This is a genomic window from Flavobacterium frigidarium DSM 17623 (assembly GCF_000425505.1).
Taxonomy (GTDB): domain Bacteria; phylum Bacteroidota; class Bacteroidia; order Flavobacteriales; family Flavobacteriaceae; genus Flavobacterium; species Flavobacterium frigidarium.
In genome coordinates this window covers 453,491-478,989 of record NZ_AUDO01000001.1, presented here as the reverse complement: position 1 = coordinate 478,989, position 25,499 = coordinate 453,491, and the positions used below count along the sequence as shown (strand labels likewise).

Sequence of the window (25,499 nt, the reverse complement as noted above, 5' to 3'; positions counted from 1 at the left end):
CTTAAACTCCTTAAACAATAATCTTAAGGTGGTTATTGCGGCGGGGCTCACCTCTTCCCATCCCGAACAGAGTAGTTAAGCCCGCCTGCGCAGATGGTACTGCAGTTATGTGGGAGAGTATGTCGTCGCCTTTCTTTAAAGAACCCTTATCCTAATCGGATAAGGGTTTTTTTATGCCCAAAAAGTACTGATAAACAGTAGATTATCTGTAAAGTTCATCATTTAAAACTGTGTTATAGAATTTTAAAATCTTTCTGCGTAGTCAATAGGTTTTTACTGCATGGGGACAGTAGTGAAAATCCTTTTGTGGAGCTCAGCGTAATAAAAGATTGTAGCGAATAGCCCTACGCTGCAGTAACGTAGTGGAAGTAGCGGCATGCCCACAAAAATAGGATCAATCCTAAAACCTGTGGAACTAGAAGAATTAGGATCAATCGCAACAGTTGGTTATTAAGTAAAAAGGTTGGATGATCCATTTAAGTGGAAGATTATTGTTTTAGAATGGTACAACTTAATGGGTCGCAGAATATGGATTCATTTATGCCTAATCATTATAGATTTTTAACACTGTTTAATAATTAGATTACCATCGAAATGGAATCGATAGCAAGGCTTTAAAATCCTGGATTTTCTAGATTTCTATAACATTGCGGTGATTTTCGCTTTACTAAATTTTCATTGTCATTAGTATCATTATACCTCTTCATTTAATATTGTTAACTAGGTCGATTTTGTTACGTGAGAACATTTTAAAGTGAGTTTTTTTATTAGCTATCAGCTCTTCGTCCGCAGGGCTTATCATACATATAGTAATTTCAGGATAATGATAATAGTACTTGTTTTTATCATTAAATTAAAGTTATGAATAGCATATTATCTTTTTGTATGTGGAAATTGGTATTAACTAATTTTTATTGTACTTAAATTAATATTGGTAGTTAGTCTTTATTTCCTATAAAGTTTCTAAAGTTCGCTCTTGAACAAAAGTAGGACTGGTTATTCATATTGCACCTAGCAAACAATTGTGAGTTGTCAGCTTCATAGAATTAACTGTGTTTAATTTTTTTTTACTGGTTATATTGCTATAAAATCCTCCTTAAATAGAGCAACTTCATTAACAATAGAATCCTGTATTTTAAATATTGCAGAATTATGAAGGACAAATCTTGAAGGTTTTGAGATTATATTAGGTTAAAGTGTATTTCTATATTATCTTCTCTTATTTCGCAATAAAGTGAATATCGATATTAATATATAGAAATAATCATCTTAAAAGACTTTAATTTATATACAGCTAAATGTATGTTTTTTTTGTGCTATAAGGGTTTAATTAAAAATTAGCTATTTAAAGAAGAAGATTGATAATATAGAAGTTGCGAAAAATATATAGTGGACTATTTTATTATACATGTAATCTCAGAATAGTATAGAGGACATTTGCTTAATCTGAATAATATGTACGTATTGAAAGGTTTATGATCCGGGTTTTGGAAAATTATTAAATCTTAATGAAACTGTATGGAGGTCTTGTTAATAGCATAATCTGCATCTAGTGTCTATTAATGAACCTTAATAAAAAATATAGATGCTATTAGAAATTTAATTTTTGTCCTTTTATTTGTTATTTAGCATTCTGAAACTGCATCGCCTAGTTTTCGTTTCAAGTATGTTCTCAAAATTAAAATCCCCTTACGATTAAATAGTAAGAGGATGTTGTATTGGCTAAAAAAATATTAATATAGTATGCGTTTACAGAATATTTAAAACGCGTTCTAATTTCATTCCTCTTGAGCCTTTAATCAGCAAAGTACTGTCCGTGATTTTAGTTTCCTTAAAATAATTTTCGAAATCTTCGAACGTTTCGTGATAATGAAGTAATAAGGAAGATTGACGACATTTATAAAACAATGACCCAATAAAATGACATTTTATATCAGTAGCTTCTTGTGCTTTTTGAACTATCAATTGGTGCTCTATTTGACTCTCTTCTCCAAGTTCAAACATATCGCCTAGAATCATGATTTTATTTTTATCTTCTAATTGTGCAAAATTTGTTATTGCAACTGCCATACTGCTCGGGTTAGCATTGTAGGCATCTAGAATAATTTTATTAGACTCTTTGTTTAATAATTGCGATCGATTATTAGCTGGAGTATAATTTTCTAGTGCAATTTTGATCTGATTACTACTTACATCAAAATAAGTACCAATGGTTATTGCTGCATTTATGTTGGTTGCGTTATAAAGACCAATTAGATTGCTCGAAATAGTTTTGTCTAGTGCAGATACAGTAACTAAAGGATCTGCAGCTATAGCATTAATATTTATATCTGCTTTTAAGTTATTTACGCCATAACTATAATTACGAATATTCTTAGTGCGTTCAACTTGTATCTTGTCGTCTAAATTGATAAATGCTAATTTATTATTAGCTTGTAAGTAATTGTACATTTCACTTTTCCCTTGAATCACGCCTTCGATGCCACCAAAACCTTCTAGATGAGCTTTTCCAAAGTTGGTTATATATCCATAATCTGGAGTAGCTAAGCTGCATAGAAATTCAATCTCTTTTTTATGGTTAGCTCCCATTTCGACAATACCTATTTCGGTTGTTTCATTAAAAGAAAGTAAGGTGAGAGGTACTCCAATATGGTTGTTTAAATTACCCACAGTTGCCTTAGTATTGAATTTTTGTGATAATACGACATTAATTAATTCCTTGGTAGTTGTTTTTCCATTGCTTCCAGTTAGAGCAATTATAGGTATTTTTAAATAGTCTCTATGATACTTGGCTAATTCTTGAAGCGTTTCAAGACAGTTTTTTACTAAGATTGTTTGTGGACTTATGTTATATGATTGATCATCAATTAGCACGTATTTTGCTCCCAAGGCTATTGCTTGTTCAGTAAAGTTGTTGGCATCAAAATTATCCCCTTTTAAGGCTATAAAAATACTGTTTGGTTCAATTTTTCTAGTGTCTGTCGAAATGGAATCACATTGTAGAAATAGGCTGTGAATTTCTTTAATATTCATTGTAAAAGAGTTTATAAAATAAAAGCCCTAATAAAAGGGCTTTTGATGTGATTTAAAGTAGCAATTAATTTCTTGCTGATTTTTTCTTTTTAGATTTTGGTCCTACGCTCGACATAGCACATCTAAATCCAATATAGTCTGTTGCCATATCTTGAGGAAAATATCTTCTCTGAGCTGGATCTAACCAATATGCCCTATCTCTCCATGAACCCCCTTTGTAAACTCTCACATTGTCGTTTATCAAAGTTGTTCTTGCATTTGATCTATCGTATTGTCTTACGATTTGACCTAAGCTATCAGTAGTTACATTATGGTTTGGGGAATTGTACATTTTTCTAGTATCTGATTCTATATCTGAATTAGATTCTGAACCATTCATGTAATAGTTTCTTGATGACTGTCTGTCTCCATCTCTGTAATTAATATTATTACTTTTATCAAAATTTTGTCTTAAGTAAGTATCATTGATGTCGATTGGCACTTGAGCTATTTCTCCAGGTAATGTTTTAACAATTATTTTTCCATTACTTAAAGTATCCATTTTCATTGTTTCGATAGTAACAATTTCTACTTTGCCATCTTTACCAATTTTGTTTTTGGCGTAGCGGTTTCCTCTATAGTAGTTAAAGTCGTTTGCCTCGTTGTCAATGATAGGTCTGTATACATCAGCAACCCATTCAGCAACGTTACCGGCCATATCATATAATCCAAAGTCATTTGCTGGGTATTTTTTAACTTCGTTTGTAATATCAGCACCATCATCTGACCAACCTGCAATTCCACCGTAGTCACCATTACCTTGCTTAAAGTTTGCTAACTGGTCTCCTTTGCTTTGTCTTTTACTAGAACGAGTGTTGCCTCCAGACCAAGGGTATTTTTTTTGACCTTTGTAAATATTGTATTCTCTTTGTCCCGCATCCGCTGCAGCTGCATATTCCCATTCTGCCTCTGTAGGTAATCTATATTCAGGTAAAACTATTCCTGAAGATCTTTCGGCATAAACATTAGATTGTGCTATAGCATTTCCATTAGCGTCCACTTTATTTCCTTTTTTATTTGTCCCTTTTTTTAGAACTAAATTTTCATCACCTCCATAGGTTAAAATTGGAGCGATTAAGTATGTTTCGGTGCTGAAAGAGCTTTCAGCAGAAACATCATTTGTTTTAGCTCCTTTTTTTAAGTAACCATTTTTTTCTAAGGCGGCTTCATTCACACGGTCTGTTCTCCATTTACTAAATTCATTTGCTTGAATCCAATTCACACCTACGACAGGATAATTAGAATAAGACGGATGTCTTAAGTAATTATTAGTCATTGTTTCATTATACCCTAGTCTGTTTCTCCAAACTAATGTATCTGGAGATGCACCTGAATAAATATATTTATATTTTTCTTCACTAGGAGGAAATACTTTCTTTAACCAGTCAAGGTACTCTAAATACATAGCATTTGTAACTTCTGTTTCATCCATGTAGAAAGATTGAACATGCTGCTGTGTTGGTGTGTTATTCCAATCATGCATTACATCATCTTGCACTTTTCCCATTGTGAAAGTTCCACCTTCAACAAAAATTAATCCTGGTCCTGTCTGCTGCTTTACAGATGCTTTTTTACCATCGACATCCCAACCAGTAGCTCTAGATGTATTACTTGAGCTAGATTTTTTACTACAGCTACTAGCGCCAAGTATTAAGATCACTGCCACTACTAGTCTTAAAGTCATGAATTTGTTTACTTTCATAATATTTTAAAGGTAATAAATTGATTTTGCAATATAATAATTAACGATTAATTTGCAAGACCGTTTTAAATAATTTGTATACAAGAAAAATTATAGTGTAACTATACATTTCAAACGCAAAATTATACAAATTATTATTGATTTTTATAATTAACTATTTTAATTTTAGCTACAAAGTTAAGATTTAATTAAGAAGATATTAGCTAAATAATATTTTTATAAAAGTTGGTTAATAATTTGTCCTGCTTTCAGTTTTCCTCAACTAGCTACAAGACCATGTAATTCGTGCCATGAAATATGATTTATAAATATACGACCAATACTTGGTTACCTATTTATAGCATATTTGTACAATTTTATCCATTTCTTGCAGTTAATATATTAGATCTACGCTATTTTATCTATTTTCTAAGCTGTTGAAATTTAACGTGCCCAACTAAATTAAATTTATAATGAAATAAGTCACTTTAAGAGGGTTTTTTTATTTTTCTTGCATCTAATTATTTAAAAATAAATATCTTTAAACTGTTAATGTTTGAAATATTTAATACTTGTGGTACATCAATAAAATACTATATTTGTTCAATGAATGTTATACTTCTATGAGAAAAACAATAGTAGCAATTACTTGCTTTGTCGGAATGTCCTCAATTAATGCGCAAGATATGCGTATTTTAACGGGGGTTCCTTTTTTAACCGTTTCTGCAGACGCAAGGGCTGCTGGTATGGCTGATCAAGGTGTTGCAACTTCGGTAGATGTTTTTTCACAACAATGGAATCCTGCAAAATACGTTTTTGCTGAGGATAAACAGGGATTGTCAATAAGTTATACTCCTTATTTAACTGATTTAGCAAATGATATTTCTCTAGGTCAATTAACGTATTACAATAAGATTAGTGATCGCGATGCATTCGCAGGAAGTATTCGCTTTTTTGGTTTTGGAGATATAGAATTGAGGCAAACTGGAAATGCAGAAGAATCGTTTGTTACTGTTGCACCAAGCGAATTTGCTCTTGATGGTTCCTATTCATTAAAGCTTAGCGAAAAATTTTCTATGGCAGTTGCTGGTCGTTACATTCGCTCTAATTTGAAGATAGCTTCCGCAGATGTTGATGCAAGTTCTGCTAGTACTTTTGCAGTGGATATAGCTGGTTTCTATAGATCTGATGAAATTGCTTATAATAATTTTAATGGAAGGTGGAGAGCGGGTTTTAATTTGCAAAATATAGGACCAAAAATTAATTACGACAATGATGTAGTAAATGTAGCGTACTTACCAGCGAATCTAAAATTAGGTAGTGGTTTTACATTTATTTTAGATACTGATAATAATGTGTCTTTAAATTTAGAATTAAATAAATTGCTAGTGCCTACGCCTCAAAATCCAGATTTAGATGGCGACGGCGAAATTACAAGTAGTGAGCGAGCTAAAAATAATGATAATTATAGAGATATAGGCTGGGTTCCTGGTATTTTCAAATCTTTTGGTGATGCACCTGACGGTTTTAGCGAGGAACTTAAGGAGATTACTTATTCAGTGGGAGCAGAGTACACTTATAGAGATGCATTTGCTTTTAGATTAGGATATTTTAATGAAAACCAACTTAAGGGTGCACGTAAGTATTTTTCGCTAGGTACAGGATTTAAGTACGATGTTGTTAAAGTAGATGTGTCTTATTTATTCTCGACTTCGGCAATAAAAAACCCATTAGAAAACACGCTTCGTTTTTCACTAACTTTTAATTTTGGTGACAAGTACACTGTTTTTTAGAAACAAATATTAATAATAATTCAATAATCCAAATTTCAATTTCTTGAGATTTGGATTTTTTTTCCCTTATACAAATGAAACAAATAGCGATTACCACACAATTTTTATCTTACGATTCAGTAACTGAATTGTCAAATGATATTCAAGAATTAATGCGTGAAGCAGTTGTTGTTCGCAAAAACGCATATGCTCCTTATTCTCAATTTAGAGTAGGTGCAGCGCTATTATTAGATAATGGTAAAGTGATCTTAGGCTCTAATCAGGAGAATGCTGCGTATCCTTCAGGGCTATGTGCAGAGCGTGTAGCCATTTTTCAAGCTGGTGCTGTTTACCCAAATGCCAAAATTTTAAAAATGGCTATTACAGCTGCATCGGATACCAATAAAACAACGAGTCCTATTCCTCCTTGTGGCTCATGCAGGCAATCTATAGCTGAATATGAAATACGACAAGAAACGCCTATAGAAATTTATTTTATGGGTGAGGAAGGAGCGGTTTATAAGTCGGATTCACTTAAAAATTTGCTTCCATTCATGTTTGATAAAAAGTTCTTATAAAAATAACAGAAAATTAGCTTTTAAATTTTACTTCTAAGTTTGAATGTCTTATTTTTGCGTTTCGCAAACTTGTTGGAGGAAACTATTTTGCGGAAGTAATTGATTAAACAATAAAAAAAACTTTAGCAAAAAGAACAACTGAGATGAAAGAAGTTACAAAAGAGGTTTATTTAAAGTGGTATGAGGATATGCTACTTTGGAGAAAGTTTGAGGACAAACTTGCTGCGTTATATATTCAACAAAAAGTTAGAGGATTTCTACACTTGTATAATGGACAGGAAGCAGTTCTTGCGGGTGCATTACACGCGATGGATCTAACTAAGGATAAAATGATTACTGCTTATAGAAATCACGTTCAGCCAATAGGTATGGGTGTTGATCCTAAAAGAGTAATGGCCGAATTGTTAGGTAAAGTGACCGGTACTTCAAAAGGTATGGGTGGTTCAATGCATATTTTCTCAAAAGAACACCGTTTTTATGGTGGACACGGAATCGTAGGTGGTCAAATACCTGTAGGAGCTGGATTGGCTTTTGCTGATAAATATTTTGAAACTGGTGGTGTAACAATGACTTATTTTGGTGATGGTGCTGCAAGACAAGGTTCTTTGCATGAAGCTTTCAATATGGCAATGTTGTGGAAACTTCCTGTAGTTTTTATTGTTGAGAACAATGGTTATGCCATGGGGACTTCTGTAGAAAGAACAGCAAATCATACTGATATCTGGAAATTAGGTTTAGGGTATGAAATGCCATGTGGACCTGTTGACGGTATGAATCCAGTAAAAGTTGCTGAAGCAATGACTGAAGCAATTGAAAGAGCACGTCGTGGAGATGGACCTACCTTCTTAGAGATGAAAACATATAGATATAGAGGTCACTCTATGTCTGATGCACAATTATATCGTTCGAAAGAAGAAGTAGAAGAATATAAAAAAATAGATCCTATTACTCAGGTACTGGATGTTATCAAAGATCAAAAATACGCTACAGACGAGGAAATCGATGTAATAGATCAAAGAGTTAAAAGTTTGGTTCAAGAATGTGTTGATTTTGCTGAAGAATCAGAATATCCTCCAATACAACAACTTTATGACGTAGTATACGAACAAGAGAACTATCCATTTTTACCTCACAAACTATAAAAATATTATGGCTATAAAAGTAACAATGCCTCGTTTGAGCGATACTATGACGGAAGGAACCGTAGCAACATGGCTTAAAAATGTAGGTGACAAAATTAGTGAAGGAGATATTCTTGCTGAAATTGAAACAGATAAAGCGACAATGGAATTTGAGTCTTTCAACGAAGGAACTCTTTTACATATTGGAATTGCTGCAGGAGAAACTGCTCCCGTAGATTCTTTGTTAGCAATCATTGGTGATGAAGGTGAAGATATTTCAGCTTTATTATCTGGTGGGGAAGCTGCGGCTGATGCTCCAAAAGAAACTGCTAAAGAAGAAACAGAAACAACTGAAACTCCTAAAGAAGATTCAAAAACAGAAGAAGCTCCTAAGGCTGAAGCTAGTGCTGAATTACCAGAAGGTGTAGTTGTTGTAACGATGCCACGTTTGAGTGATACGATGACGGAAGGTACTGTAGCAACTTGGTTGAAAAAAGTTGGAGATAAAGTAAGTGAAGGAGATATTCTTGCTGAAATTGAAACTGATAAAGCAACAATGGAATTTGAGTCTTTCAATGAGGGAACTTTATTATACATTGGAATTGAAGAAGGTAATGCTGCACCAATTGATAGTTTACTAGCAATTATTGGGCCTGCTGGAACGGATATTTCTGGTATCGCATCTAATTTTACTGCAGGTTCGAAATCTGAATCAGCATCTAAAGCTACTGAGACAACTTCAGCAGATAAAGAAACAACAACTGAAGCTGCTGCACCAATTGAGCAAGAAGCATCAAGCGATGGAAAAAGAATTTTAGCTTCACCTCTTGCTAAGAAAATTGCAAGCGATAAAGGGATTCAATTGAATCAGGTTAAAGGTTCGGGTGAAAACGGTAGAATTATTAAAAGTGATATCGAAAACTTTACACCGACTACCGCTGCAGCTCCAAAAGTTTCTGCAGAACAAGAAGCTGCTCCTAATACGGCTGCTAAAGCTGAAAGCCCAGCAAAAGCCGCTGCGCCGCAAGTTTATGTTCCAGCAGGAGAAGTTTTCAAAGAGGAAATCAAGAATTCGCAAATGCGTAAAATCATTGCGAAACGTTTGGCTGAGTCTTTATTCACAGCGCCTCATTATAACTTGACAATTGAAGTTACAATGGACGAAGCTATGAAATCTAGAACGACAATCAATTCACTTCCTGATACAAGAGTTTCTTTTAATGATATGGTGATCAAAGCGTGTGCTATGGCATTGAAAAAACATCCTAAGATTAATTCTCAATGGAAAGAAGATGCAATTACTATTAACCATCATGTAAATATTGGTGTTGCTGTAGCTGTTGAAGATGGATTAGTTGTTCCTGTATTGAAATTTACAGATGCAATGAGTCTATCGCAAATTGGAGGAAGTGTTAGAGATTTAGCAGGAAGAGCTAAAAACAAAAAATTATTACCTACAGAAATGGAAGGAAGTACTTTTACTGTTTCTAACTTGGGAATGTTTGGAATTGTTGAATTTAATTCAATTATCAATCAGCCTAATTCAGCTATTTTATCTGTAGGTGCAATTGTTGAAAAGCCAGTTGTTAAAGATGGTCAAATCGTTGTTGGAAACACAATGATGTTATCTCTAGCATGCGACCACCGCACAATCGATGGAGCAACTGGAGCACAATTTTTGCAAACGTTAAAACAATATATAGAAAGTCCAGTAACTATGCTTGCATAACTCCTGATTATTATAAAAATTAAAACCGTCTTGATATCAAGGCGGTTTTTTTATGCTTAGTTTTTAAATGTGGTAGCTGGTAGAAATAATAACTATTTAGATTGCTGCTATAGATGGCATAGCATAAGTTTTAATGTTTATTTTTCTCTTCAATCCACTTAGCCATATACTTTGTACTTTTAAGGCTATGGTGTTGTAATAATTGTCCCATGAAGTTATTGGTGCGGTGTTGTTTAATGTTGGCTAATAATTGATCAACGGTGTTTTTAAAATCATTTTTAAAAATGTTTTTTCTGTACCGCTCTTTAAGTAACGTTGTTCCCTTAAGTTGAGCTTTACTCCAGACTTTTTCGTCACTGTATAGTGCGACCGCTTGCTCTGCAAAAGTTTCTGGATTGTCTGTAATGAAACCGTTCCATGGAAGGTCACCGTGCATCGATTCTGCTCCTATGTATGTTGTGATACTTGGAGTTCCATTTAGCATCGCTTCCATCAGTTTTCCTTTTATTCCAGCTCCAAATCTTATGGGAGCCAAAACTACTCTCGAATTTTGGACTACGATATTTGCGTCTTCGGCACGGCCTTTAATTAGAAAACCAGTTTTAGGGTTGTTGAGTTGTAATACTTTTTGTGTAGGGTATGCTCCATATATATTTAACCTTGCGTCTGGAAGTTTACTTTTTATCAGCGGCCAGATAGTCTCTTTTAGATATTGAACCGTGTTCCAGTTAGGCTCATGTAGAAAATTGCCAATAAATATAAAGTCGGTTCGATCTTTAAATGGAGGCAATGTCTCCAGCGGAGCGATTGCATTGTCCTTTAGTATTAACGGTAGGTAATACAAAAGGCTGTGGTCAATCTTAAATAGCTTTGTTAAAAGTTCGATTTCATAACTAGAAATCATTAAGGTTAAGTCACACCTTAAAATACTTGCAACCTCTCTCTTGGCTGCTTCTTCTTCGAGTAAATCTTCTTCCTTAAATTTTCTATTTTCCTTAAATGCTTTTTGTCTAGACAGTCTTAAGCAGTGTAAATCCTCTGTGTCTAATATTCGTAATGCGTCAGGGCAATTTTCAGCTACTCGCCATCCAAATTGTTCCTCAATCATGAATCGGTCAAATAGAACGATTTCAGGGTTTATAGTTGTTATATAAGTATCGAATGTTTCCGAATTTAAAAGAATGGATTTTTTTTCAACATTATATTCATCGAGCTCTATCATGAAATCGCTATCCTGAGCAGGGCTGGCAAAAATAACTTGAAAGCCTTGTTCTTGAAATAAACTAATTAACGACATCATTCTTCCTCCTGCCGCTGAAGATTTGGGTTCAGGCCAAACAAAACCAATTATTAGTAGTGAACGCATTTTTTTCTTTTGAAATTATAGGAGTTGCAAAATAAGGCTATTTTGTCGAAAGGCACTTAGATATTTTATATTTAATAGCGTGTTGTTTCTTTTTTGTTTTTTCCGCGTGAGGGATAGAAGTAAAAATCCTTTTCAGGTGCTTTTGCACCGAAAAGATTGCAACGGATAGCCCGCCCCATCCCGCTAATCAGTCCTATAGTTTTCGGGATGGGGCACGCCCAATACTAATTACTTGATTTGAATTTAAGTGACTCAATCGTTTAGAAAGAAAAGACTATTTTTGTATTCAAATAGAGAGTGTATGTTAGGATTAAAATTAGTTACCGACCCAAGATGGGTAAATATAGTTGAATCGAATATTGAGGAGATATTAACAGATCATGCATGGTGCGAACAAAAAGCTGCGTCGAATGCGATTAGTTTGATAACTCAAAATTCTGAGAAGGAAGAGTTAGTTTCTGAGTTGATGATTATTGCTCAAGAGGAAATAGAACATTTTAAAATGGTACACGATCTTATAAAAGAGAGAGGATTAACATTTGGTCGTGAGCGAAAAGACAGTTATGTGAATGAGCTTTTTAAATTCATGAAAAAGGATGGTAGTCGCAATGATGCTTTATGTGAGCGCCTGTTATTTTCGGCTATGATAGAGGCAAGGAGTTGTGAAAGGTTTAAAGTACTCTCAGAAAACATAAAGGACCCTATATTAGCGAAGTTTTATAGGGACTTAATGATTAGTGAAGCTGGTCATTATACTACGTTTTTAGCTTTTGCCAGAAAGTATGCAGATAACGTAGATGTGGAGAAGCGCTGGCAAGAGTGGATTGCTTATGAGACGTCGATAATTACAAATTATGGTAAGCAAGAAACAATCCATGGATAAGTGCTGACATTGTTAAAAATAGGAAAAGCCAACTCAAATATGAGTTGGCTTTTTTTATTACTTCGTTGACTAGATTGCAAAAAAAAACTTCTCAATTTCTTGAGAAGTTTTGTGGGCGATGAGGGGTTCGAACCCCCGACCCCCTCGGTGTAAACGAGGTGCTCTGAACCAGCTGAGCTAATCGCCCTGTTGCAATTCGATAATTTTCATTTCCTTATTGCGAGTGCAAATATAAGACTGTTTTTTGGATAAACAAGCGTTTTCAAAAAAAAAATTATAAAATTTCTGCAACTACAAATGTACTCCCTCCAATATAGATGAAGTCAGTGGTGGCCGCGGTTTGCAGTGCTTTATTGTAAGCTTCTGTAACTGAATTAAATACTTTTCCTTTCAAGTTAAAAAATGCTGCTTTCTCCATTAAAATTGTTGCGTCTAATCCTCGCGGATTATTAGGGCGTGTAAAATAATATTTTGCATTTGTAGGAAGAATAGGTAGTATATCTTCAAGGTTTTTGTCATTAACCACGCCAAAAACAATATGAAGATTGGTGTACTTTTGTGATTTAATCTGGTTGACTACTATTTCTAGGCCGTCCTTATTATGTGCAGTGTCACAAATCACCTTCGGGCTATCATTAATTTGTTGCCATCTACCTAATAATCCCGTGTTGCGAACAACATGTAACAATCCTGTCTCAATAGCAGAGTTACTAATTTTAAATATATTACGTGAATTAATAACTGCTATGGTTTGTAAAACGGTTTTTCTGTTATGAACTTGATATTCGCCAATTAAGTCTGAGTCATATAAAGTATTAATCAAGTCTGAAGCGAAATAAATTTGTGACTTATGTTGCTTGGCTTTGGCTATAAATACTTCTTTAGTCTCAGGGGTATATTCTCCTATTACAACTGGAATAGCATCTTTAATTATCCCTGCCTTTTCAGCAGCGATTAGAGGTAATGTGTTTCCGAGAAATTGAATGTGATCTAAGCCAATATTGGTAATTACAGATACTATAGGTGTAATGATATTAGTTGCGTCTAATCTTCCACCCATGCCAACTTCGATAATTGCAATATCAACTTGTTCTTGTTTGAAATATTCGAAAGCTAGGCCAACGCTCATTTCGAAAAAGCTAATGTCATTCTTTTCAAAAAAGTGTTTATTGGTGGTAATGAAATCACAAACGAAATGTTCTGAAATTGGGTTTCCATTAATTTTTATTCTCTCTCTAAAATCTTTCAGGTGAGGTGAAGTGTATAATCCCACTTTATAACCTGCTTCTTGAAATATTGAAGCTAGCATGTGAGAGGTGGATCCTTTTCCGTTTGTTCCTGCAACATGAATAAATCTTATTTCTTTGTGCGGGTTTTTGAGATGAGCTATTAGTGCGTGCGTATTGGCTAAATCTTTCTTATAGGCAGAAGCTCCCTGAATTTGGTACATAGGGAGTTGGCTGAACATCCAATCTGTAGTTTCTTGGTAATTCATCTTTCGTAATTTAAATTTTAGGATGGTGGCAAATTTGCTTTCTACTGTTTACTCTCCAAGTTTGAAATTCACAGTAATGAACCCTATTTGAGTTTCGGGAGCATTAGCATCTGCTTGCCACTTGTATTTTCTGGCTGTAGCGAGTGCTGGTTCCACTAAGCAAGGATTAGTGTTTGTGGTACCTTTTGTGTATTTGGCACTCACCACATTCCCGCTACGATTAACAGTGATTTGGACGACAACGGTTCCAAACTCATTGCATCTTTGAACTTCTTTACCTCTTGAGCTAATTGTTCTACCGTTTAAACCCCATCCGCCGGCGCTTCCGCTACCGCCACCTGAGCCGTAATAACTATTAGCATAGGGATTGCCGCTTATGCTACCTTTGTCGCCAGGTTTATTATCGTTTCCTTCTCCACCAGTAGCTTTACCGTCAGATTTTGGTCCGTTGATTAAACTCGACAAAGCATCAGAAGTACTTTTTGAAGGCTGAGGACTTTGTTTTGGTTGTGGTTTAACTGCTTCTTTCATTACCTCTTTAACAGCTGTTTTTGTTGGTTGTGTTTTCTTTACCTGCTTCATCACGGGTGCTTCTTCAATATCTTGAGCAAGCACTTCATCGTCACTAGCGGTAGCTTCTTGTGCTGTTGTAGGTTGTGGAGCAGAGGCAATGGCTTCCGTGGGTTGCTTGTCTCCAGATCCAAATTCAGTCGTTCCAAAGTTTATAGCAATACCGTTTTCTGGCGGCGGATCTAAAGAAGTTAACCCCAAATAAAAAAACAAGATGAACATAATCACAAACAATACTGTTGTGATGGCTAGTGATTTTTTTTCTTCTTCTGTTTTAAAATATTTCATGTAGAGTAGTGCTGTTTTTTATTCGAAAAAGGGATTATTTAGGTCTCACTGCAAGAACCACCTTAATTTGATTTCTATTAGCAATATCCAGTACATTTACTGCTTTTTCTATAGGAACGCCTTCTTCTGCACGCAAAATTATAGCTTTTTCTTTATCGCTTCCTAAGGCACTTAGTAGTTTTGCTTCTAATTCAGTTTCAGTTACGACCTCTTTATCAATATAAAATTCGAGGTCTTTATTAATGCTTACCGAAATGTTTTTATTACTGTCTGTTTTTCCTTTCGCTTTTGGCAATACTAAGTCTAGAGCATTTGTAGTAACCATTGTCGATGTTAACATAAAGAAAATTAGTAACAAGAATACAATATCAGTCATTGAGGACATGTTGAATTCTGGACTAACTTTATTTCTTCCTCTTAAATTCATAGTTTTATTTTATTATAGGTAGGAATTAATCTTTGAAATCTTAAGCAGGGTCATTCAATAAGTCCAAGAAATCAACTGCATTTGCTTCCATTTGATGAACTATTTTGTCTGTCTTAACTACTAAGTGGTTGTATCCTACATAAGCAACAATACCTACTACAAGTCCCACAACTGTTGTAGTCATTGCTGTGTAAATCCCTTCTGAAAGTGCTCCAACTTCGATTTGTCCTCCTGCACTTGCCATCTTATGAAATGCTTGAATCATTCCTACAACTGTTCCTAAGAAACCTGTCATGGGACCTGCTCCAGAAATCGTTGCAAGCATACTTACATTCTTTTCTAATTTGTATATTTCTAATTTCCCAGCATTTTCAATTGCCGTGTTAATATCATCAAGAGGTTTACCAATTCTAGAGATTCCTTTCTCAATTAGGCGAGCAACCGGTGATTTAGAATGAGCACATAATATTTTTGCATGGTCAATGCGACCGTTTCTAATATTGTCTCTAATCTGGCTCATGAAACTGCCATCGATTTTTGATGCTGCATTAATGGCCATTAAACGCTCAAAATAAAGATACAATGCTGAAAAAAACATTATAAATAAAGCGATCATGATGATTTGACCGGCTAGTCCTCCGCTAGTTAGCAATTCAATAATAGACAAAGTCTTCTCTACTGGAACTGCTTCTGCTAAACTTTCTTGTGCTACAGATAGTGTGTCTGCTTGTAACATTAAACTCATACAATTTTTCTTTAGTAATGAAACGCTAATATATTATAAAAATTGCAACTTTTTTAGATAAAAAAAGAAACAAAATTTACTTTGATTCTGTGCTCTGTTTTCCAATAATTATACCACAAAGAATGCTTTTGTAATAAAAAATTTAGCCAAATGATATTTCAAGAATGAAAACCATTTGGCTAAAAAGTAAATTGTGTACTAGATTGCTATTATACTAATTGTTTTAATGCAATTTCAAATGCAGTTGCACTTATATTTGTTTTGCTATTGCTTAACTCATGTGCTTTTACAATAGCATTTTTAATAATTTCAGATGTATCATGAAAAATAGCTTCATCGGTCATTTGAACTTTTTTCTCCATGAAATAAGCAAATACTCTTGCCATACCACAGTTAGAAATAAAATCAGGAATTAAACTCACTTTGTGATCTACATCTTCCATGATTGGTCCAAAGAAAATTTCTTTATCCGCAAAAGGAACGTTCGCACCACAAGAAATTACCTCAAGTCCGCTAGCGATTAAACTGTCTATCTGGTCTTGCTGCACTAATCTTGAAGCGGCACAAGGTGTGAAAATTTCAGCACCAAGTGTCCATATTTTTTTATTGATTTCGTCAAAAGGAATCATTTTGTCTGAAACTAATTTGTTTCCATCTTTATTTAAAAACAACTCTTTAATTTCTTCAAATGAGAATCCGTTCTCGTTGATTAATCCACCATCTCTATCGATGATACCAACAACTTTTGCACCCATATCAGCTAAATAAAATGCAGCTGCAGATCCTACATTTCCAAAACCCTGCACAATAGCTTTCTTTCCTTTCACATCTCCGCCATAAGTACTGTAAAAATGTCTAACTGCTTCTGCAACACCATAACCAGTAATCATGTCGGCAATGGTGTATTTTCTAGCTACGTCTGGAGAGAATTGTGGGTTTTCGATCACTTTTACTACTCCTTGACGCAATTGACCAATACGGTTAATTTTATCTGCTTCAGTAGGTTTGAAATGTCCGTTAAAAACGCCTTCTTGTGGGTGCCAAACACCACATTCTTCAGTCATCGGGATGACTTCATGGATTTCGTCAACATTTAAATCGCCACCTGTTCCGTAATAACTTTTCAATAAGGGAGAAACTGCTTTGTACCAGCGCTGTAAAACTCCTTTTTTTCTAGGATCATTTGGATCGAAATTAATTCCAGATTTGGCTCCTCCAATTGCAGGTCCGGAAACTGAAAATTTTACCTCCATCGTTTTTGCAAGAGAAAGTACTTCATTCATATCTAAGCCTTTTCTCATACGAGTACCACCACCGGCAGCACCACCACGTAATGAGTTAATTACCGTCCAACCTTCTGCTTCAGTTTCAGAATCTTTCCAGTTAAAAACAATTTCCGGTTCTTTATTTTCAAATTTCTTTAGTAAATCTTTCATTTTGTTGCGATATGTATATTTTTACAAATGTAAAAAAAGGAATAATGCGAATCATTTAATAATCAAGAAATATTTCATTTATTAATTATTAGCAGTGATTTCCATTTTTGTATCAATGTACTATTTGTATTATAATTAAATTATTTTTTTATGAATTTTTCCTGACGAATGATCCATAGATGCTCCAGTAACACTTTTTAAAACATTGATTTCATCTCTTAATTTTAAAACACCAAGTAATCCAAAAATCAAGGCCTCCTTAAATTCGATTGTTTTGCTGTCAGGTATTACAATTTTAAGTTGTGGGACCAAGCGCTTTATTTCTTCGATTAAAAAAGTATTATATGCTCCACCGCCGGTGATCAACATGGAGCCTTCTTTATTAGGTAATGCGTTTGCAATTTGGATAGCAATGTGTTTCGTGAATGTCGCTATTTTGTCTTCTGTAGTTATATTATATTTTTCGATTAGCGGTAAAGCAATTTCTTTGACAAATTCGAATCCCAATGATTTAGGATAGTTCTTTTTATAATATTCTAAATTGTTAAGTTCAGTTAGCAGCTCATCATTTACTATTGCTCTCTTCGCAATACCTCCTTTATCATCATAAGATAGTCCTAATTGATTTGCATAATGATTAAGTATTGTGTTAACTGCAGAGATATCGTAAGCAACCTGTACATTGTTATGGCTATATGATATATTCGAAAATCCACCTAGATTCATGCAATAATCATATTGTAAAAATAGTATTTTATCACCAATAGGTACTAGAGGAGCTCCTTGACCACCTAATTTAACATCATCAATTCTGAAATCACATACTACGTCTTGACCTATCAAATGGGCGATTTCTTTTTGGTTTCCTATTTGTAAAGTGATACCTTTATGTGGTTGGTGCAAAACAGTGTGTCCGTGTGAACATACAGCGTCGATTTTACTCAATTTATTAGAGTTGATAAAATTTTTAATAATTGATGCTAGGAGCTGGGTGTATGTTTGATCTAATAGTTCTAAGTCTGTCTTCGAAAAAGAGATTGCATTTTTTAACAACGTGACCCATTCAAAGTTGTAGGGAACAGTTTGTGTTTCCTTGATATTAAAATGCCAAATTTTACCAATAATCGTAAATTCGATATAAGCTAAATCAACTCCGTCGAGCGAAGTTCCTGACATAACTCCGATAACGTTATAGTTTTCTTTTATCATGATGCTAAATTATAAATCAAAATTGAAAATTTCATAAGAATAAAGTATCTTTGACTACTATTTTTATGTATATATGTACTATTAGTAAACAACATCAAATAATCATCAATTTTTATTGCTTATTAAGGACGCTGTAAATAGAACTAAAATGTAAATTTACATCAAAAGGTAAAGAATAAGAACAATAAAAAAAATTAATAAAAAAGAAATAGAATTATGGATTTTAATCTAACCGAAGAACAATTAATGATTCAACAAGCAGCTAAAGATTTTGCTGTAGCAGAATTGTTGCCAGGAGTTATTGAACGTGACGAACATTCAAAATTCCCAACAGAACAAGTTAAAATGATGGCTGATTTGGGATTTATGGGGATGATGGTAGATCCTAAATATGGCGGATCAGGTTTAGACAGCATTTCTTATGTTCTTGCAATGACTGAAATTGCAAAGGTTGATGCCTCATCAGCTGTGATTATGTCAGTTAATAATTCATTAGTATGCGCAGGTTTAGAGCGTTATTGTAATGAAGAACAAAAAATGAAATATTTAGTTCCCTTGGCAAAAGGAGAAGTGATTGGTGCTTTTTGTTTGTCTGAGCCAGAGGCTGGTTCTGACGCTACGTCTCAAAAAACAACGGCTATTGATAAAGGAGATTACTATTTATTGAATGGGACAAAAAACTGGATAACAAACGGTTTTACAGCGTCTACTTATATAGTAATTGCACAAACAGATATCGAAAAAGGGCATAAAGGAATTAATGCTTTTATTGTTGAAAAAGGATGGGCAGGATTTGATATTGGTCCTAAAGAAAAGAAAATGGGTATTCGCGGATCTGATACACATTCATTAATGTTTAATGATGTAAAAGTTCCTAAAGAAAATAGAATTGGTGCTGATGGATTTGGATTTGCGTTTGCAATGAATGTCTTAAATGGAGGAAGAATAGGTATTGCTTCTCAAGCATTAGGTATAGCTACTGGAGCATACGAGATTGCATTAAAATATTCACATGAGCGTAAAGCTTTTGGTAAAGAAATATTTAACCATCAAGCGATTGCTTTTAAGTTAGCTGACATGTATGTAAAAGTTACAGCTGCTAAATTATTAGTTATGAAAGCAGCCTGTGAAAAAGACGAAGGTAAAGATATAGCACACTCTGGAGCAATGGCAAAATTATATGCTTCTGAAATTGCGTTAGAAGTTGCAAATGAAGCAGTTCAAATTCATGGTGGTAACGGTTATGTTGCTGAATATCATGTAGAACGTATGATGCGCGACTCTAAAATCACTCAAATTTATGAAGGAACATCTGAAATTCAAAGAATTGTAATTTCGAGAGGATTGACTTCGTAGTTTAAGAACTATAAAAATCATTTAAAAAATCCATTTTCCTTATTTAGGAAAATGGATTTTTTTTTGCCAATTGTGATAAGCAGTATTTTAGTTGTTTTGTTTATTTTTGTACTATGAAAAATATTATTATCACAGGAACAAGTAGAGGGATAGGGTATGAGATGGCATTGCAATTTGCTAATGCTGGATACAACGTTCTAGCGTTATCTAGAAAAATGCCGCCGGCACTCGTTGATCATAAAAATATAAATTGTTTGTCTGTAGATTTATCTGATGAATCACAGCTCGATAAAGTTGAAAATTTCCTTTCGTCAACATGGAAAAATGTTGATGCCATTATCCATAATGCTGGAAGCTTAGTAAACAAGCCTTTTCAAGAATTGAGGCAAGTTGATTTTGAAAGTGTTTATAAAGTGAATGTTTTTGCTGTAGCAAATTTAACACGTATTTGTATTCCTTATTTACAAAAAGGGAGTCATGTTGTTACGATTAGTTCTATGGGTGGTATCCAAGGCAGTTTGAAATTTGCAGGTCTTGCTGCATACAGTTCGAGTAAAGGAGCTGTAATTACACTGTCAGAATTACTTGCAGAAGAGTATAAGGAACAAGGGATTTCTTTTAATGTGCTCGCATTAGGATCTGTGCAAACTGAAATGCTAGAAGAAGCTTTTCCTGGTTACCAAGCGCCTATAAGTGCAACTGAAATGGCAGAATACATTTATAATTTTACCTTAACGGGAAATAAATTTTTTAACGGAAAAGTGCTCGAAGTTTCTTCGACTAATCCATAAAAGTTATTATTAGTTTTGATTGAAACACTTGCTAAATACATTCCCGAACATGCTGTTAAACCTGTATTTGATTTAATTGTAACTAATCAAGTGCATTTAAAAATTGTAAATGAACGAGCGACGCGTCATGGTGATTACCGAAAAGGTCCCAGTGGCAAGCATGAAATTACGGTGAATTCAAGTTTAAATAAATACAAATTTCTAATTACGCTTATTCACGAAATCGGACATTTAGTTGCTTTTGAAAAATTTGGTAGAAAGATTAAACCGCACGGGCAGGAGTGGAAATATACCTTTCAGCAGTTAATGGTACCTTACATTAGGCCAGAGATTTTTCCTAATCATCTCTTACCATTGTTGGCTAAGCATTTTAGAAATCCTAGTGCAAGCAGTGATACTGATGCAACCTTAGCGCTAGCACTAAAACAGTTTGATAAGCAAAATGATAATAATTACGTTTTCGAAATTCCTTTTGGTAGCGTTTTCAGAATAAAAAACGGTAAAATATTTAAAAAAATGGCGGTGAGAACAAAGCGATTTGAATGTTTAGAAATAAGTTCAGGTAAATTGTATCTCTTTAATCCAAATGCAGAGGTTGAATTGCTGCCTAACTAAAAATAAAAACGGAGGCTGATTTAAAATCGACCTCCGTTTTTCTGTCTAAGCTTAAATATTTTTGAATTATTCTCTTAAATAAGCCTCGCGAACTTTTCTAAATAAATTTGAAGAGTAAACAAATGCGACAACATCTTCATTGTCTGTTTTAAAAATTTCGTCTTTATTTCCTTGCCAAGCTTTTATACCATTTTTTAAGAATAATATGTTGTCTCCTATTTCCATAACAGAGTTCATATCGTGAGTGTTAATTACAGTTGTGATATCATACTCTTCGGTGATTTCTTTAATCAGGTTATCAATCAAGGTTGCTGTATTAGGATCTAGTCCTGAATTAGGCTCATCACAAAAAAGATATTTTGGTTTGTTAACAATCGCTCTGGCAATTGCAACACGTTTTTGCATTCCTCCAGATATTTCTGAGGGTAATTTATCATGAGCATCTTTTAATGCTACCCTTTCAAGAACAAAATCAACTCTTTCTTTAACGGCAGCTCTATTGTCTCGTGTAAACATTTTTAGTGGGAATGCCACGTTTTCAGCTACAGTCATCGAGTCAAAAAGGGCACTCCCTTGAAATACCATTCCTATTTCGGTACGTAGTTCTCTTTTTTCATCATCTTCTAATTCAGAATATACACGACCATCAAAACAAATTTGTCCAGACTCTGGCGTATGTATTCCAAGTAAGCTTTTTAGTAAAACTGTTTTTCCAGATCCACTTTGTCCTATGATTAGGTTTGTCTTTCCTGTTTCGAAAACAGTAGAAATACCTTTTAAGATTTTATTGCCATTAAATGACTTTTCTATATTTTTTATTTCTATCATGATCCAAGTAATAATTGCGTTAATATGTAATTGAAAAGGATGATGGAAACAGATGTCCATACAAACGAAACAGTACTCGCTTTACCTACCTCAAGTGCTCCACCTTTCATATAATACCCATGAAAAGAAGGTATTGTTGCTAGCAACATGGCAAAAATTAATGTTTTAATAAAAGCATATACAATATGAAACGGGATGAACTCCATTTGCGCTCCTAATATAAATTCATCGCTAGATGTGAAACCACCGTAAACACCAGCCATCCATCCACCAAGTACGCCTAAAAACATACTTATTCCTATTAAAAAAGGATACATAAGTAGTGCGATAATTTTAGGAAAAACTAAATAGTTTAATGAGTTTACTCCCATTACTTCTAGAGCGTCAATTTGTTCGGTTACGCGCATCGTTCCTATACTGGATGTAATGAATGAACCCATTTTCCCTGCCATAATTACAGAAATAAATGTAGGAGCAAACTCCAATATAACCGATTGTCTCGTAGCAAATCCTATTAAATATTTTGGAATCAAAGGATTAGTAAGGTTCAAGGCAGTTTGAATTGCAACAACCCCACCAACAAAGAACGAGATGAAGGCTACAATTCCTAGTGAATCAATTATCAAGTCATCAATTTCCTTAAAGATTAATTTTTTCATCACTGACCACTTGGTTTGCTTGATGAAAATTTCTCGTAACATTAAAAAGTAGCGACCTACTTGCGATAAGTATCTAATGAGCATCATAATTTTGCGAATATGGGCTAAATTACAAATTTAGCGATTGTAAATAGTATTTTATAAATAGTAAAATAAATGATTTAACTAAAATAGTTTTTCCTTCATTTTTTTTAAACGGTATTTTCTAATGAATTCTGCTTGGTCTTTGGTAACCATTAAAGCTGTGCCAGCGCTTTTTGCTTTGAAAAATCCTCTAATATAATCAAGAAACAGTAAAGGTTTCTTTTTCATGAAAGATAATTTAGCTGAAGCAATAGCTGTAATTAAAAAACCATAACCCAACGTGTAGAATGCTTCACCTTGTTTGTATCTAGCTGTTTTGTTGTAATTTGCTCCAGTTGGTTTTAGATGTTTGACCTGTAAAGAAGCGTCAGTAATTACTTTCCAATTGTAATATTTACAAAGTAATTCGTCTACCGTATCCCAACCCATTTGTGATATTAAGCCACCTATTTGTTTAAAAGTTTCTTTTCTATATGCTTTTAGTGCACCTCTAATGTGATCTTTGTCAGTTAAATTTTCTAAGATCCATTTACCATCTTTTTCTATGTAACAAAATCCACCCACCATACCAATTTCTGGATCTGATTTAAAATGTTGCGTTAGAGTTTCTAAATAGTTGGTAGGGAAAATAAGGTCCGCATCAATTTTCATGATTACATCATATTCCTCGTCTAGTGTTTCAAAGCCTGTGTTAAACGCCTGAATTACTTTACTGCCAGGTAAGTGTACTGCTGTTGATTTTTTGTTGACTAATGAAATATACGGATGCGCTTTCGCGAAAGCGTTGACTACTGCCTCAGTATCATCAGTAGAATTATCATTGACCACAACAATTTTTTTAGGTAAAACTGTTTGTGAAACAAGTGATTGAAGTGTAAGGTTTATTAAAGTAGCTTCGTTGTGAGCAGGTATAACTAGGTAGTAATTCATGATGAATGTGATAAAATTCCAATTTTATATCTAGCACTGTTTAAGGGGGAAACCGTTTGATATTTTAGGCTAAAAGCTTGATGCTAATTATGTTCGTTCAGCGTATATAATATAATATCTGTTTGTGAAATAACGTAGCAACGGACGCAGTCCTATTTTTTTTACCGGGTTAGTCCACTTTTGACGATCTATAATTTTCCATCCTGCTTTTTCTAATAACCAATCTAATTGCCAGTCTTCAAATTCATGGTAATGACGGTCCCACATATCAGTCTTACTGCGGTATGCTGGAGAAAACCACAAGCGCATAGGAACAGAGATTAAAAGCTTATCTGACTTTATTTCTTTTAAAATCGTGTAGGGATTTAATAAATGTTCAAAAATCTCGAATGCTGTTACAACATCCTGATTTTCTCTAGAAAGCACTGATTGATCAAGATCAAGATCTTCGCCAGTGGTGTTCTTTACTGTATAGCCATCTTCTTTCATTATTTTCGAAAAAGGATTTTCGACCCCTAGATCAAGTATAGTTTCAGATTTGGTAATGTGCTTATTTAAAAATTCTAAAGTGTGTTTGAATCTTTTATTAGGAAACGTTTTCTCGTACATTTAAATTATGTTTTATCCAAAGTGCAAATGTACAAAGATATATCTCTTCTACTGTAGATTTATACTTGGTTTGTTTGCGATACAATGATATCCTGTATGATGTTGTAATTAATTTAAACTAGAAGTCCGCTATTACTAATAATAGCGGACTTATAAAAAGTTAAGTTATTGAAACTTAATATCTATATAAAAATGCATTGATATTCATTCCAGCTCCTACTGAAGCAAAAAGTAGTATGTCTCCTTTTTTAATTTCTTGATCTTTAATTTCTCCTCTTACTAATAAGTCTAATAAAGTAGGAACAGTAGCAACACTGCTATTTCCTAACTCATGAATACTCATAGGCATGATATCTTGAGGTACGGGTCTATCATGAAGTTTATAAAAACGTTGTATGATTGCCTCATCCATTTTTTCGTTTGCTTGGTGGATAAGTATTTTTGTAACATCATCTATTTTAAGTCCGCTTTCATCTAAGCAGCTTTTCATTGCTGTAGGTACATTTGTTAATGCAAACTCGTAGATTTTACGACCATGCATTTTAATATAACGAGTGTCTTCGGGTAAATCTTTATTATATGATTGTCCAAAAAATAAATAATTTGCCTCGTCCAAAGCATAAGTAGCACTTTCATATGACAGCATTCCTGATTCATCATTAGAAGCTTCAATGATAGAAGCACCTGCGCCATCTGAATAGATCATCGAATCTCTATCGTGCGCATCAACTACTCTTGACAACGTTTCAGCTCCAATCACTAAACAGCGTTTTGCCATCCCAGATTTTATGTATGCATTTGCTTGTAAAACACCTTCGATCCATCCTGGACAACCAAAAAGGATGTCAAATGCAACACATTTAGGGTTTTTTATTTGTAGCTTTTGTTTTACTCTAGTTGCTAAGCTAGGTACAGTATCAGCTTGTGTTGTACCAAATTTAACTTCTCCAAAGTTGTGAGCAAAAATGATATAGTCAATCGTTTCTGGGTCAATTCCTGCATTTTCAATTGCTTTTTGAGAAGCAAAGAATGCTAAGTCAGAAGATGTGTATTGGTCTTCTGCATAGCGCCTGTGCTCAATTCCTGTGATTCCCTTAAATTTATTAATTATAATATCATTAGGTTTCCCAAATGGGGTTCCATCTTCATTTAAAAATACATGATTACCAAAGTCTGTATTGCTTACTTTCTTCTCAGGAATATAACTTCCTATTCCAGTTATTTTTATTTTCATCGAATTGTTTTCCAAAAATTT

The 25,499-nt window shown here is 34.0% G+C and carries 22 protein-coding genes, 1 tRNA gene and 1 rRNA gene; 9 read left to right on the top strand and 15 right to left on the bottom strand.

Annotated features, from left to right (window positions below; translation table 11 throughout):
• Positions 1–24: 24 nt before the first annotated feature.
• A 5S ribosomal RNA gene (gene rrf / locus H603_RS0102310) occupies positions 25–134 on the top strand.
• A 1,615-nt stretch (positions 135–1,749) separates the two neighbouring features.
• On the opposite strand, the gene H603_RS0102305 is transcribed toward rrf, so the two are convergent.
• Together H603_RS0102305 and gldJ are read right to left on the bottom strand one after the other, a co-directional pair.
• Positions 1,750–3,033: a UDP-N-acetylmuramoyl-tripeptide--D-alanyl-D-alanine ligase gene (locus H603_RS0102305; protein ID WP_026707069.1), complete on the bottom strand. Its 1,284-nt coding sequence runs from the start codon at positions 3,031–3,033 to the stop codon at positions 1,750–1,752.
• Positions 3,034–3,097: 64 nt separating this feature from the next.
• On the bottom strand, positions 3,098–4,774 hold the full coding sequence (gene gldJ / locus H603_RS0102300; protein ID WP_026707068.1) for a gliding motility lipoprotein GldJ: 1,677 nt from the start codon (positions 4,772–4,774) through the stop codon (positions 3,098–3,100).
• A 602-nt stretch (positions 4,775–5,376) separates the two neighbouring features.
• Here gldJ and porV point away from each other — a divergent pair.
• From porV to H603_RS0102280, 4 genes are all read left to right on the top strand, one after another.
• Entirely contained in the window at positions 5,377–6,546 is a 1,170-nt protein-coding gene (gene porV, locus H603_RS0102295; RefSeq protein WP_026707067.1) for a type IX secretion system outer membrane channel protein PorV, read from the top strand.
• Positions 6,547–6,620: 74 nt separating this feature from the next.
• A complete protein-coding gene (gene cdd / locus H603_RS0102290; RefSeq protein ID WP_026707066.1) occupies positions 6,621–7,103 on the top strand; it encodes a cytidine deaminase in 483 nt (160 codons plus the stop codon).
• A gap of 143 nt (positions 7,104–7,246) precedes the next feature.
• Entirely contained in the window at positions 7,247–8,245 is a 999-nt protein-coding gene (gene pdhA / locus H603_RS0102285) for a pyruvate dehydrogenase (acetyl-transferring) E1 component subunit alpha (RefSeq protein ID WP_026707065.1), read from the top strand.
• Between the two features lie 7 nt (positions 8,246–8,252).
• The gene (locus H603_RS0102280) at positions 8,253–9,953 is read left to right on the top strand and encodes a pyruvate dehydrogenase complex dihydrolipoamide acetyltransferase (RefSeq protein ID WP_026707064.1); all 1,701 of its coding nucleotides are present in this window, start codon (positions 8,253–8,255) and stop codon (positions 9,951–9,953) included.
• Positions 9,954–10,083: 130 nt separating this feature from the next.
• On the opposite strand, the gene H603_RS0102275 is transcribed toward H603_RS0102280, so the two are convergent.
• Positions 10,084–11,319 carry a glycosyltransferase gene (locus H603_RS0102275; protein WP_026707063.1) on the bottom strand — a complete coding sequence of 412 codons (1,236 nt, stop codon included), beginning with the start codon at positions 11,317–11,319 and terminating at the stop codon, positions 10,084–10,086.
• A 301-nt stretch (positions 11,320–11,620) separates the two neighbouring features.
• Between H603_RS0102275 and miaE the strand changes: the two genes are divergently transcribed.
• On the top strand, positions 11,621–12,202 hold the full coding sequence (miaE, locus tag H603_RS0102270; RefSeq protein WP_026707062.1) for a tRNA-(ms[2]io[6]A)-hydroxylase: 582 nt from the start codon (positions 11,621–11,623) through the stop codon (positions 12,200–12,202).
• A 112-nt stretch (positions 12,203–12,314) separates the two neighbouring features.
• On the opposite strand, the gene H603_RS0102265 is transcribed toward miaE, so the two are convergent.
• From H603_RS0102265 to H603_RS0102235, 7 genes are all read right to left on the bottom strand, one after another.
• Positions 12,315–12,389: transfer RNA gene (locus tag H603_RS0102265), tRNA-Val, on the bottom strand.
• An 87-nt stretch (positions 12,390–12,476) separates the two neighbouring features.
• Complete coding sequence (locus H603_RS0102260) at positions 12,477–13,697, bottom strand: bifunctional folylpolyglutamate synthase/dihydrofolate synthase (RefSeq protein ID WP_026707061.1); 1,221 nt, start codon at positions 13,695–13,697, stop codon at positions 12,477–12,479.
• A gap of 48 nt (positions 13,698–13,745) precedes the next feature.
• Complete coding sequence (locus H603_RS0102255) at positions 13,746–14,555, bottom strand: energy transducer TonB (RefSeq protein ID WP_026707060.1); 810 nt, start codon at positions 14,553–14,555, stop codon at positions 13,746–13,748.
• A gap of 34 nt (positions 14,556–14,589) precedes the next feature.
• Positions 14,590–14,982 (bottom strand): ExbD/TolR family protein, encoded by a 393-nt coding sequence (locus H603_RS0102250; protein WP_026707059.1) that lies wholly within the window; start codon positions 14,980–14,982, stop codon positions 14,590–14,592.
• A 40-nt stretch (positions 14,983–15,022) separates the two neighbouring features.
• Complete coding sequence (locus tag H603_RS0102245) at positions 15,023–15,727, bottom strand: MotA/TolQ/ExbB proton channel family protein (protein ID WP_026707058.1); 705 nt, start codon at positions 15,725–15,727, stop codon at positions 15,023–15,025.
• 209 nt (positions 15,728–15,936) lie between these two features.
• Positions 15,937–17,163, bottom strand: a complete 1,227-nt coding sequence (locus tag H603_RS0102240; protein WP_026707057.1) for a Glu/Leu/Phe/Val dehydrogenase dimerization domain-containing protein — start codon at positions 17,161–17,163, stop codon at positions 15,937–15,939.
• Between the two features lie 135 nt (positions 17,164–17,298).
• Positions 17,299–18,372: an anhydro-N-acetylmuramic acid kinase gene (locus tag H603_RS0102235; protein ID WP_026707056.1), complete on the bottom strand. Its 1,074-nt coding sequence runs from the start codon at positions 18,370–18,372 to the stop codon at positions 17,299–17,301.
• Between the two features lie 216 nt (positions 18,373–18,588).
• Between H603_RS0102235 and H603_RS0102230 the strand changes: the two genes are divergently transcribed.
• The 3 genes from H603_RS0102230 (at position 18,589) to H603_RS0102220 (ending at position 21,134) form a co-directional block, all read left to right on the top strand.
• Positions 18,589–19,728 (top strand): acyl-CoA dehydrogenase family protein, encoded by a 1,140-nt coding sequence (locus tag H603_RS0102230; protein ID WP_026707055.1) that lies wholly within the window; start codon positions 18,589–18,591, stop codon positions 19,726–19,728.
• A gap of 113 nt (positions 19,729–19,841) precedes the next feature.
• Positions 19,842–20,519, top strand: a complete 678-nt coding sequence (locus tag H603_RS0102225; protein WP_026707054.1) for an SDR family NAD(P)-dependent oxidoreductase — start codon at positions 19,842–19,844, stop codon at positions 20,517–20,519.
• Between the two features lie 15 nt (positions 20,520–20,534).
• Positions 20,535–21,134, top strand: a complete 600-nt coding sequence (locus tag H603_RS0102220; RefSeq protein ID WP_026707053.1) for a SprT-like domain-containing protein — start codon at positions 20,535–20,537, stop codon at positions 21,132–21,134.
• Positions 21,135–21,200: 66 nt separating this feature from the next.
• Here H603_RS0102220 and H603_RS0102215 read toward each other — a convergent pair whose 3' ends face one another.
• The 5 genes from H603_RS0102215 to H603_RS0102195 form a co-directional block, all read right to left on the bottom strand.
• A complete protein-coding gene (locus H603_RS0102215; RefSeq protein WP_026707052.1) occupies positions 21,201–21,962 on the bottom strand; it encodes an ABC transporter ATP-binding protein in 762 nt (253 codons plus the stop codon).
• On the bottom strand, positions 21,959–22,708 hold the full coding sequence (locus H603_RS0102210; RefSeq protein ID WP_035675149.1) for an MlaE family ABC transporter permease: 750 nt from the start codon (positions 22,706–22,708) through the stop codon (positions 21,959–21,961). The genes H603_RS0102215 and H603_RS0102210 overlap by 4 nt, the downstream gene beginning before the upstream one ends.
• A 78-nt stretch (positions 22,709–22,786) precedes the next feature.
• Complete coding sequence (locus tag H603_RS0102205) at positions 22,787–23,635, bottom strand: glycosyltransferase (protein ID WP_026707050.1); 849 nt, start codon at positions 23,633–23,635, stop codon at positions 22,787–22,789.
• Positions 23,636–23,722: 87 nt separating this feature from the next.
• The gene (locus H603_RS0102200; RefSeq protein ID WP_026707049.1) at positions 23,723–24,244 is read right to left on the bottom strand and encodes a methyltransferase domain-containing protein; all 522 of its coding nucleotides are present in this window, start codon (positions 24,242–24,244) and stop codon (positions 23,723–23,725) included.
• Between the two features lie 175 nt (positions 24,245–24,419).
• Complete coding sequence (locus H603_RS0102195) at positions 24,420–25,478, bottom strand: 3-oxoacyl-ACP synthase III family protein (protein WP_026707048.1); 1,059 nt, start codon at positions 25,476–25,478, stop codon at positions 24,420–24,422.
• Positions 25,479–25,499: the final 21 nt, after the last annotated feature.

What these genes read in the sequence shown, in the direction of transcription:
- H603_RS0102305 (WP_026707069.1), bottom strand. Translation starts at nt 3,033, where the DNA reads ATGAATATTAAAGAAATTCACAGCCTATTTCTACAATGTGATTCCATT.
- gldJ (WP_026707068.1), bottom strand. Translation starts at nt 4,774, where the DNA reads ATGAAAGTAAACAAATTCATGACTTTAAGACTAGTAGTGGCAGTGATC.
- porV (WP_026707067.1), top strand. Translation starts at nt 5,377, where the DNA reads ATGAGAAAAACAATAGTAGCAATTACTTGCTTTGTCGGAATGTCCTCA.
- cdd (WP_026707066.1), top strand. Translation starts at nt 6,621, where the DNA reads ATGAAACAAATAGCGATTACCACACAATTTTTATCTTACGATTCAGTA.
- pdhA (WP_026707065.1), top strand. Translation starts at nt 7,247, where the DNA reads ATGAAAGAAGTTACAAAAGAGGTTTATTTAAAGTGGTATGAGGATATG.
- H603_RS0102280 (WP_026707064.1), top strand. Translation starts at nt 8,253, where the DNA reads ATGGCTATAAAAGTAACAATGCCTCGTTTGAGCGATACTATGACGGAA.
- H603_RS0102275 (WP_026707063.1), bottom strand. Translation starts at nt 11,319, where the DNA reads ATGCGTTCACTACTAATAATTGGTTTTGTTTGGCCTGAACCCAAATCT.
- miaE (WP_026707062.1), top strand. Translation starts at nt 11,621, where the DNA reads ATGTTAGGATTAAAATTAGTTACCGACCCAAGATGGGTAAATATAGTT.
- H603_RS0102260 (WP_026707061.1), bottom strand. Translation starts at nt 13,697, where the DNA reads ATGAATTACCAAGAAACTACAGATTGGATGTTCAGCCAACTCCCTATG.
- H603_RS0102255 (WP_026707060.1), bottom strand. Translation starts at nt 14,555, where the DNA reads ATGAAATATTTTAAAACAGAAGAAGAAAAAAAATCACTAGCCATCACA.
- H603_RS0102250 (WP_026707059.1), bottom strand. Translation starts at nt 14,982, where the DNA reads ATGAATTTAAGAGGAAGAAATAAAGTTAGTCCAGAATTCAACATGTCC.
- H603_RS0102245 (WP_026707058.1), bottom strand. Translation starts at nt 15,727, where the DNA reads ATGAGTTTAATGTTACAAGCAGACACACTATCTGTAGCACAAGAAAGT.
- H603_RS0102240 (WP_026707057.1), bottom strand. Translation starts at nt 17,163, where the DNA reads ATGAAAGATTTACTAAAGAAATTTGAAAATAAAGAACCGGAAATTGTT.
- H603_RS0102235 (WP_026707056.1), bottom strand. Translation starts at nt 18,372, where the DNA reads ATGATAAAAGAAAACTATAACGTTATCGGAGTTATGTCAGGAACTTCG.
- H603_RS0102230 (WP_026707055.1), top strand. Translation starts at nt 18,589, where the DNA reads ATGGATTTTAATCTAACCGAAGAACAATTAATGATTCAACAAGCAGCT.
- H603_RS0102225 (WP_026707054.1), top strand. Translation starts at nt 19,842, where the DNA reads ATGAAAAATATTATTATCACAGGAACAAGTAGAGGGATAGGGTATGAG.
- H603_RS0102215 (WP_026707052.1), bottom strand. Translation starts at nt 21,962, where the DNA reads ATGATAGAAATAAAAAATATAGAAAAGTCATTTAATGGCAATAAAATC.
- H603_RS0102210 (WP_035675149.1), bottom strand. Translation starts at nt 22,708, where the DNA reads ATGATGCTCATTAGATACTTATCGCAAGTAGGTCGCTACTTTTTAATG.
- H603_RS0102205 (WP_026707050.1), bottom strand. Translation starts at nt 23,635, where the DNA reads ATGAATTACTACCTAGTTATACCTGCTCACAACGAAGCTACTTTAATA.
- H603_RS0102200 (WP_026707049.1), bottom strand. Translation starts at nt 24,244, where the DNA reads ATGTACGAGAAAACGTTTCCTAATAAAAGATTCAAACACACTTTAGAA.
- H603_RS0102195 (WP_026707048.1), bottom strand. Translation starts at nt 25,478, where the DNA reads ATGAAAATAAAAATAACTGGAATAGGAAGTTATATTCCTGAGAAGAAA.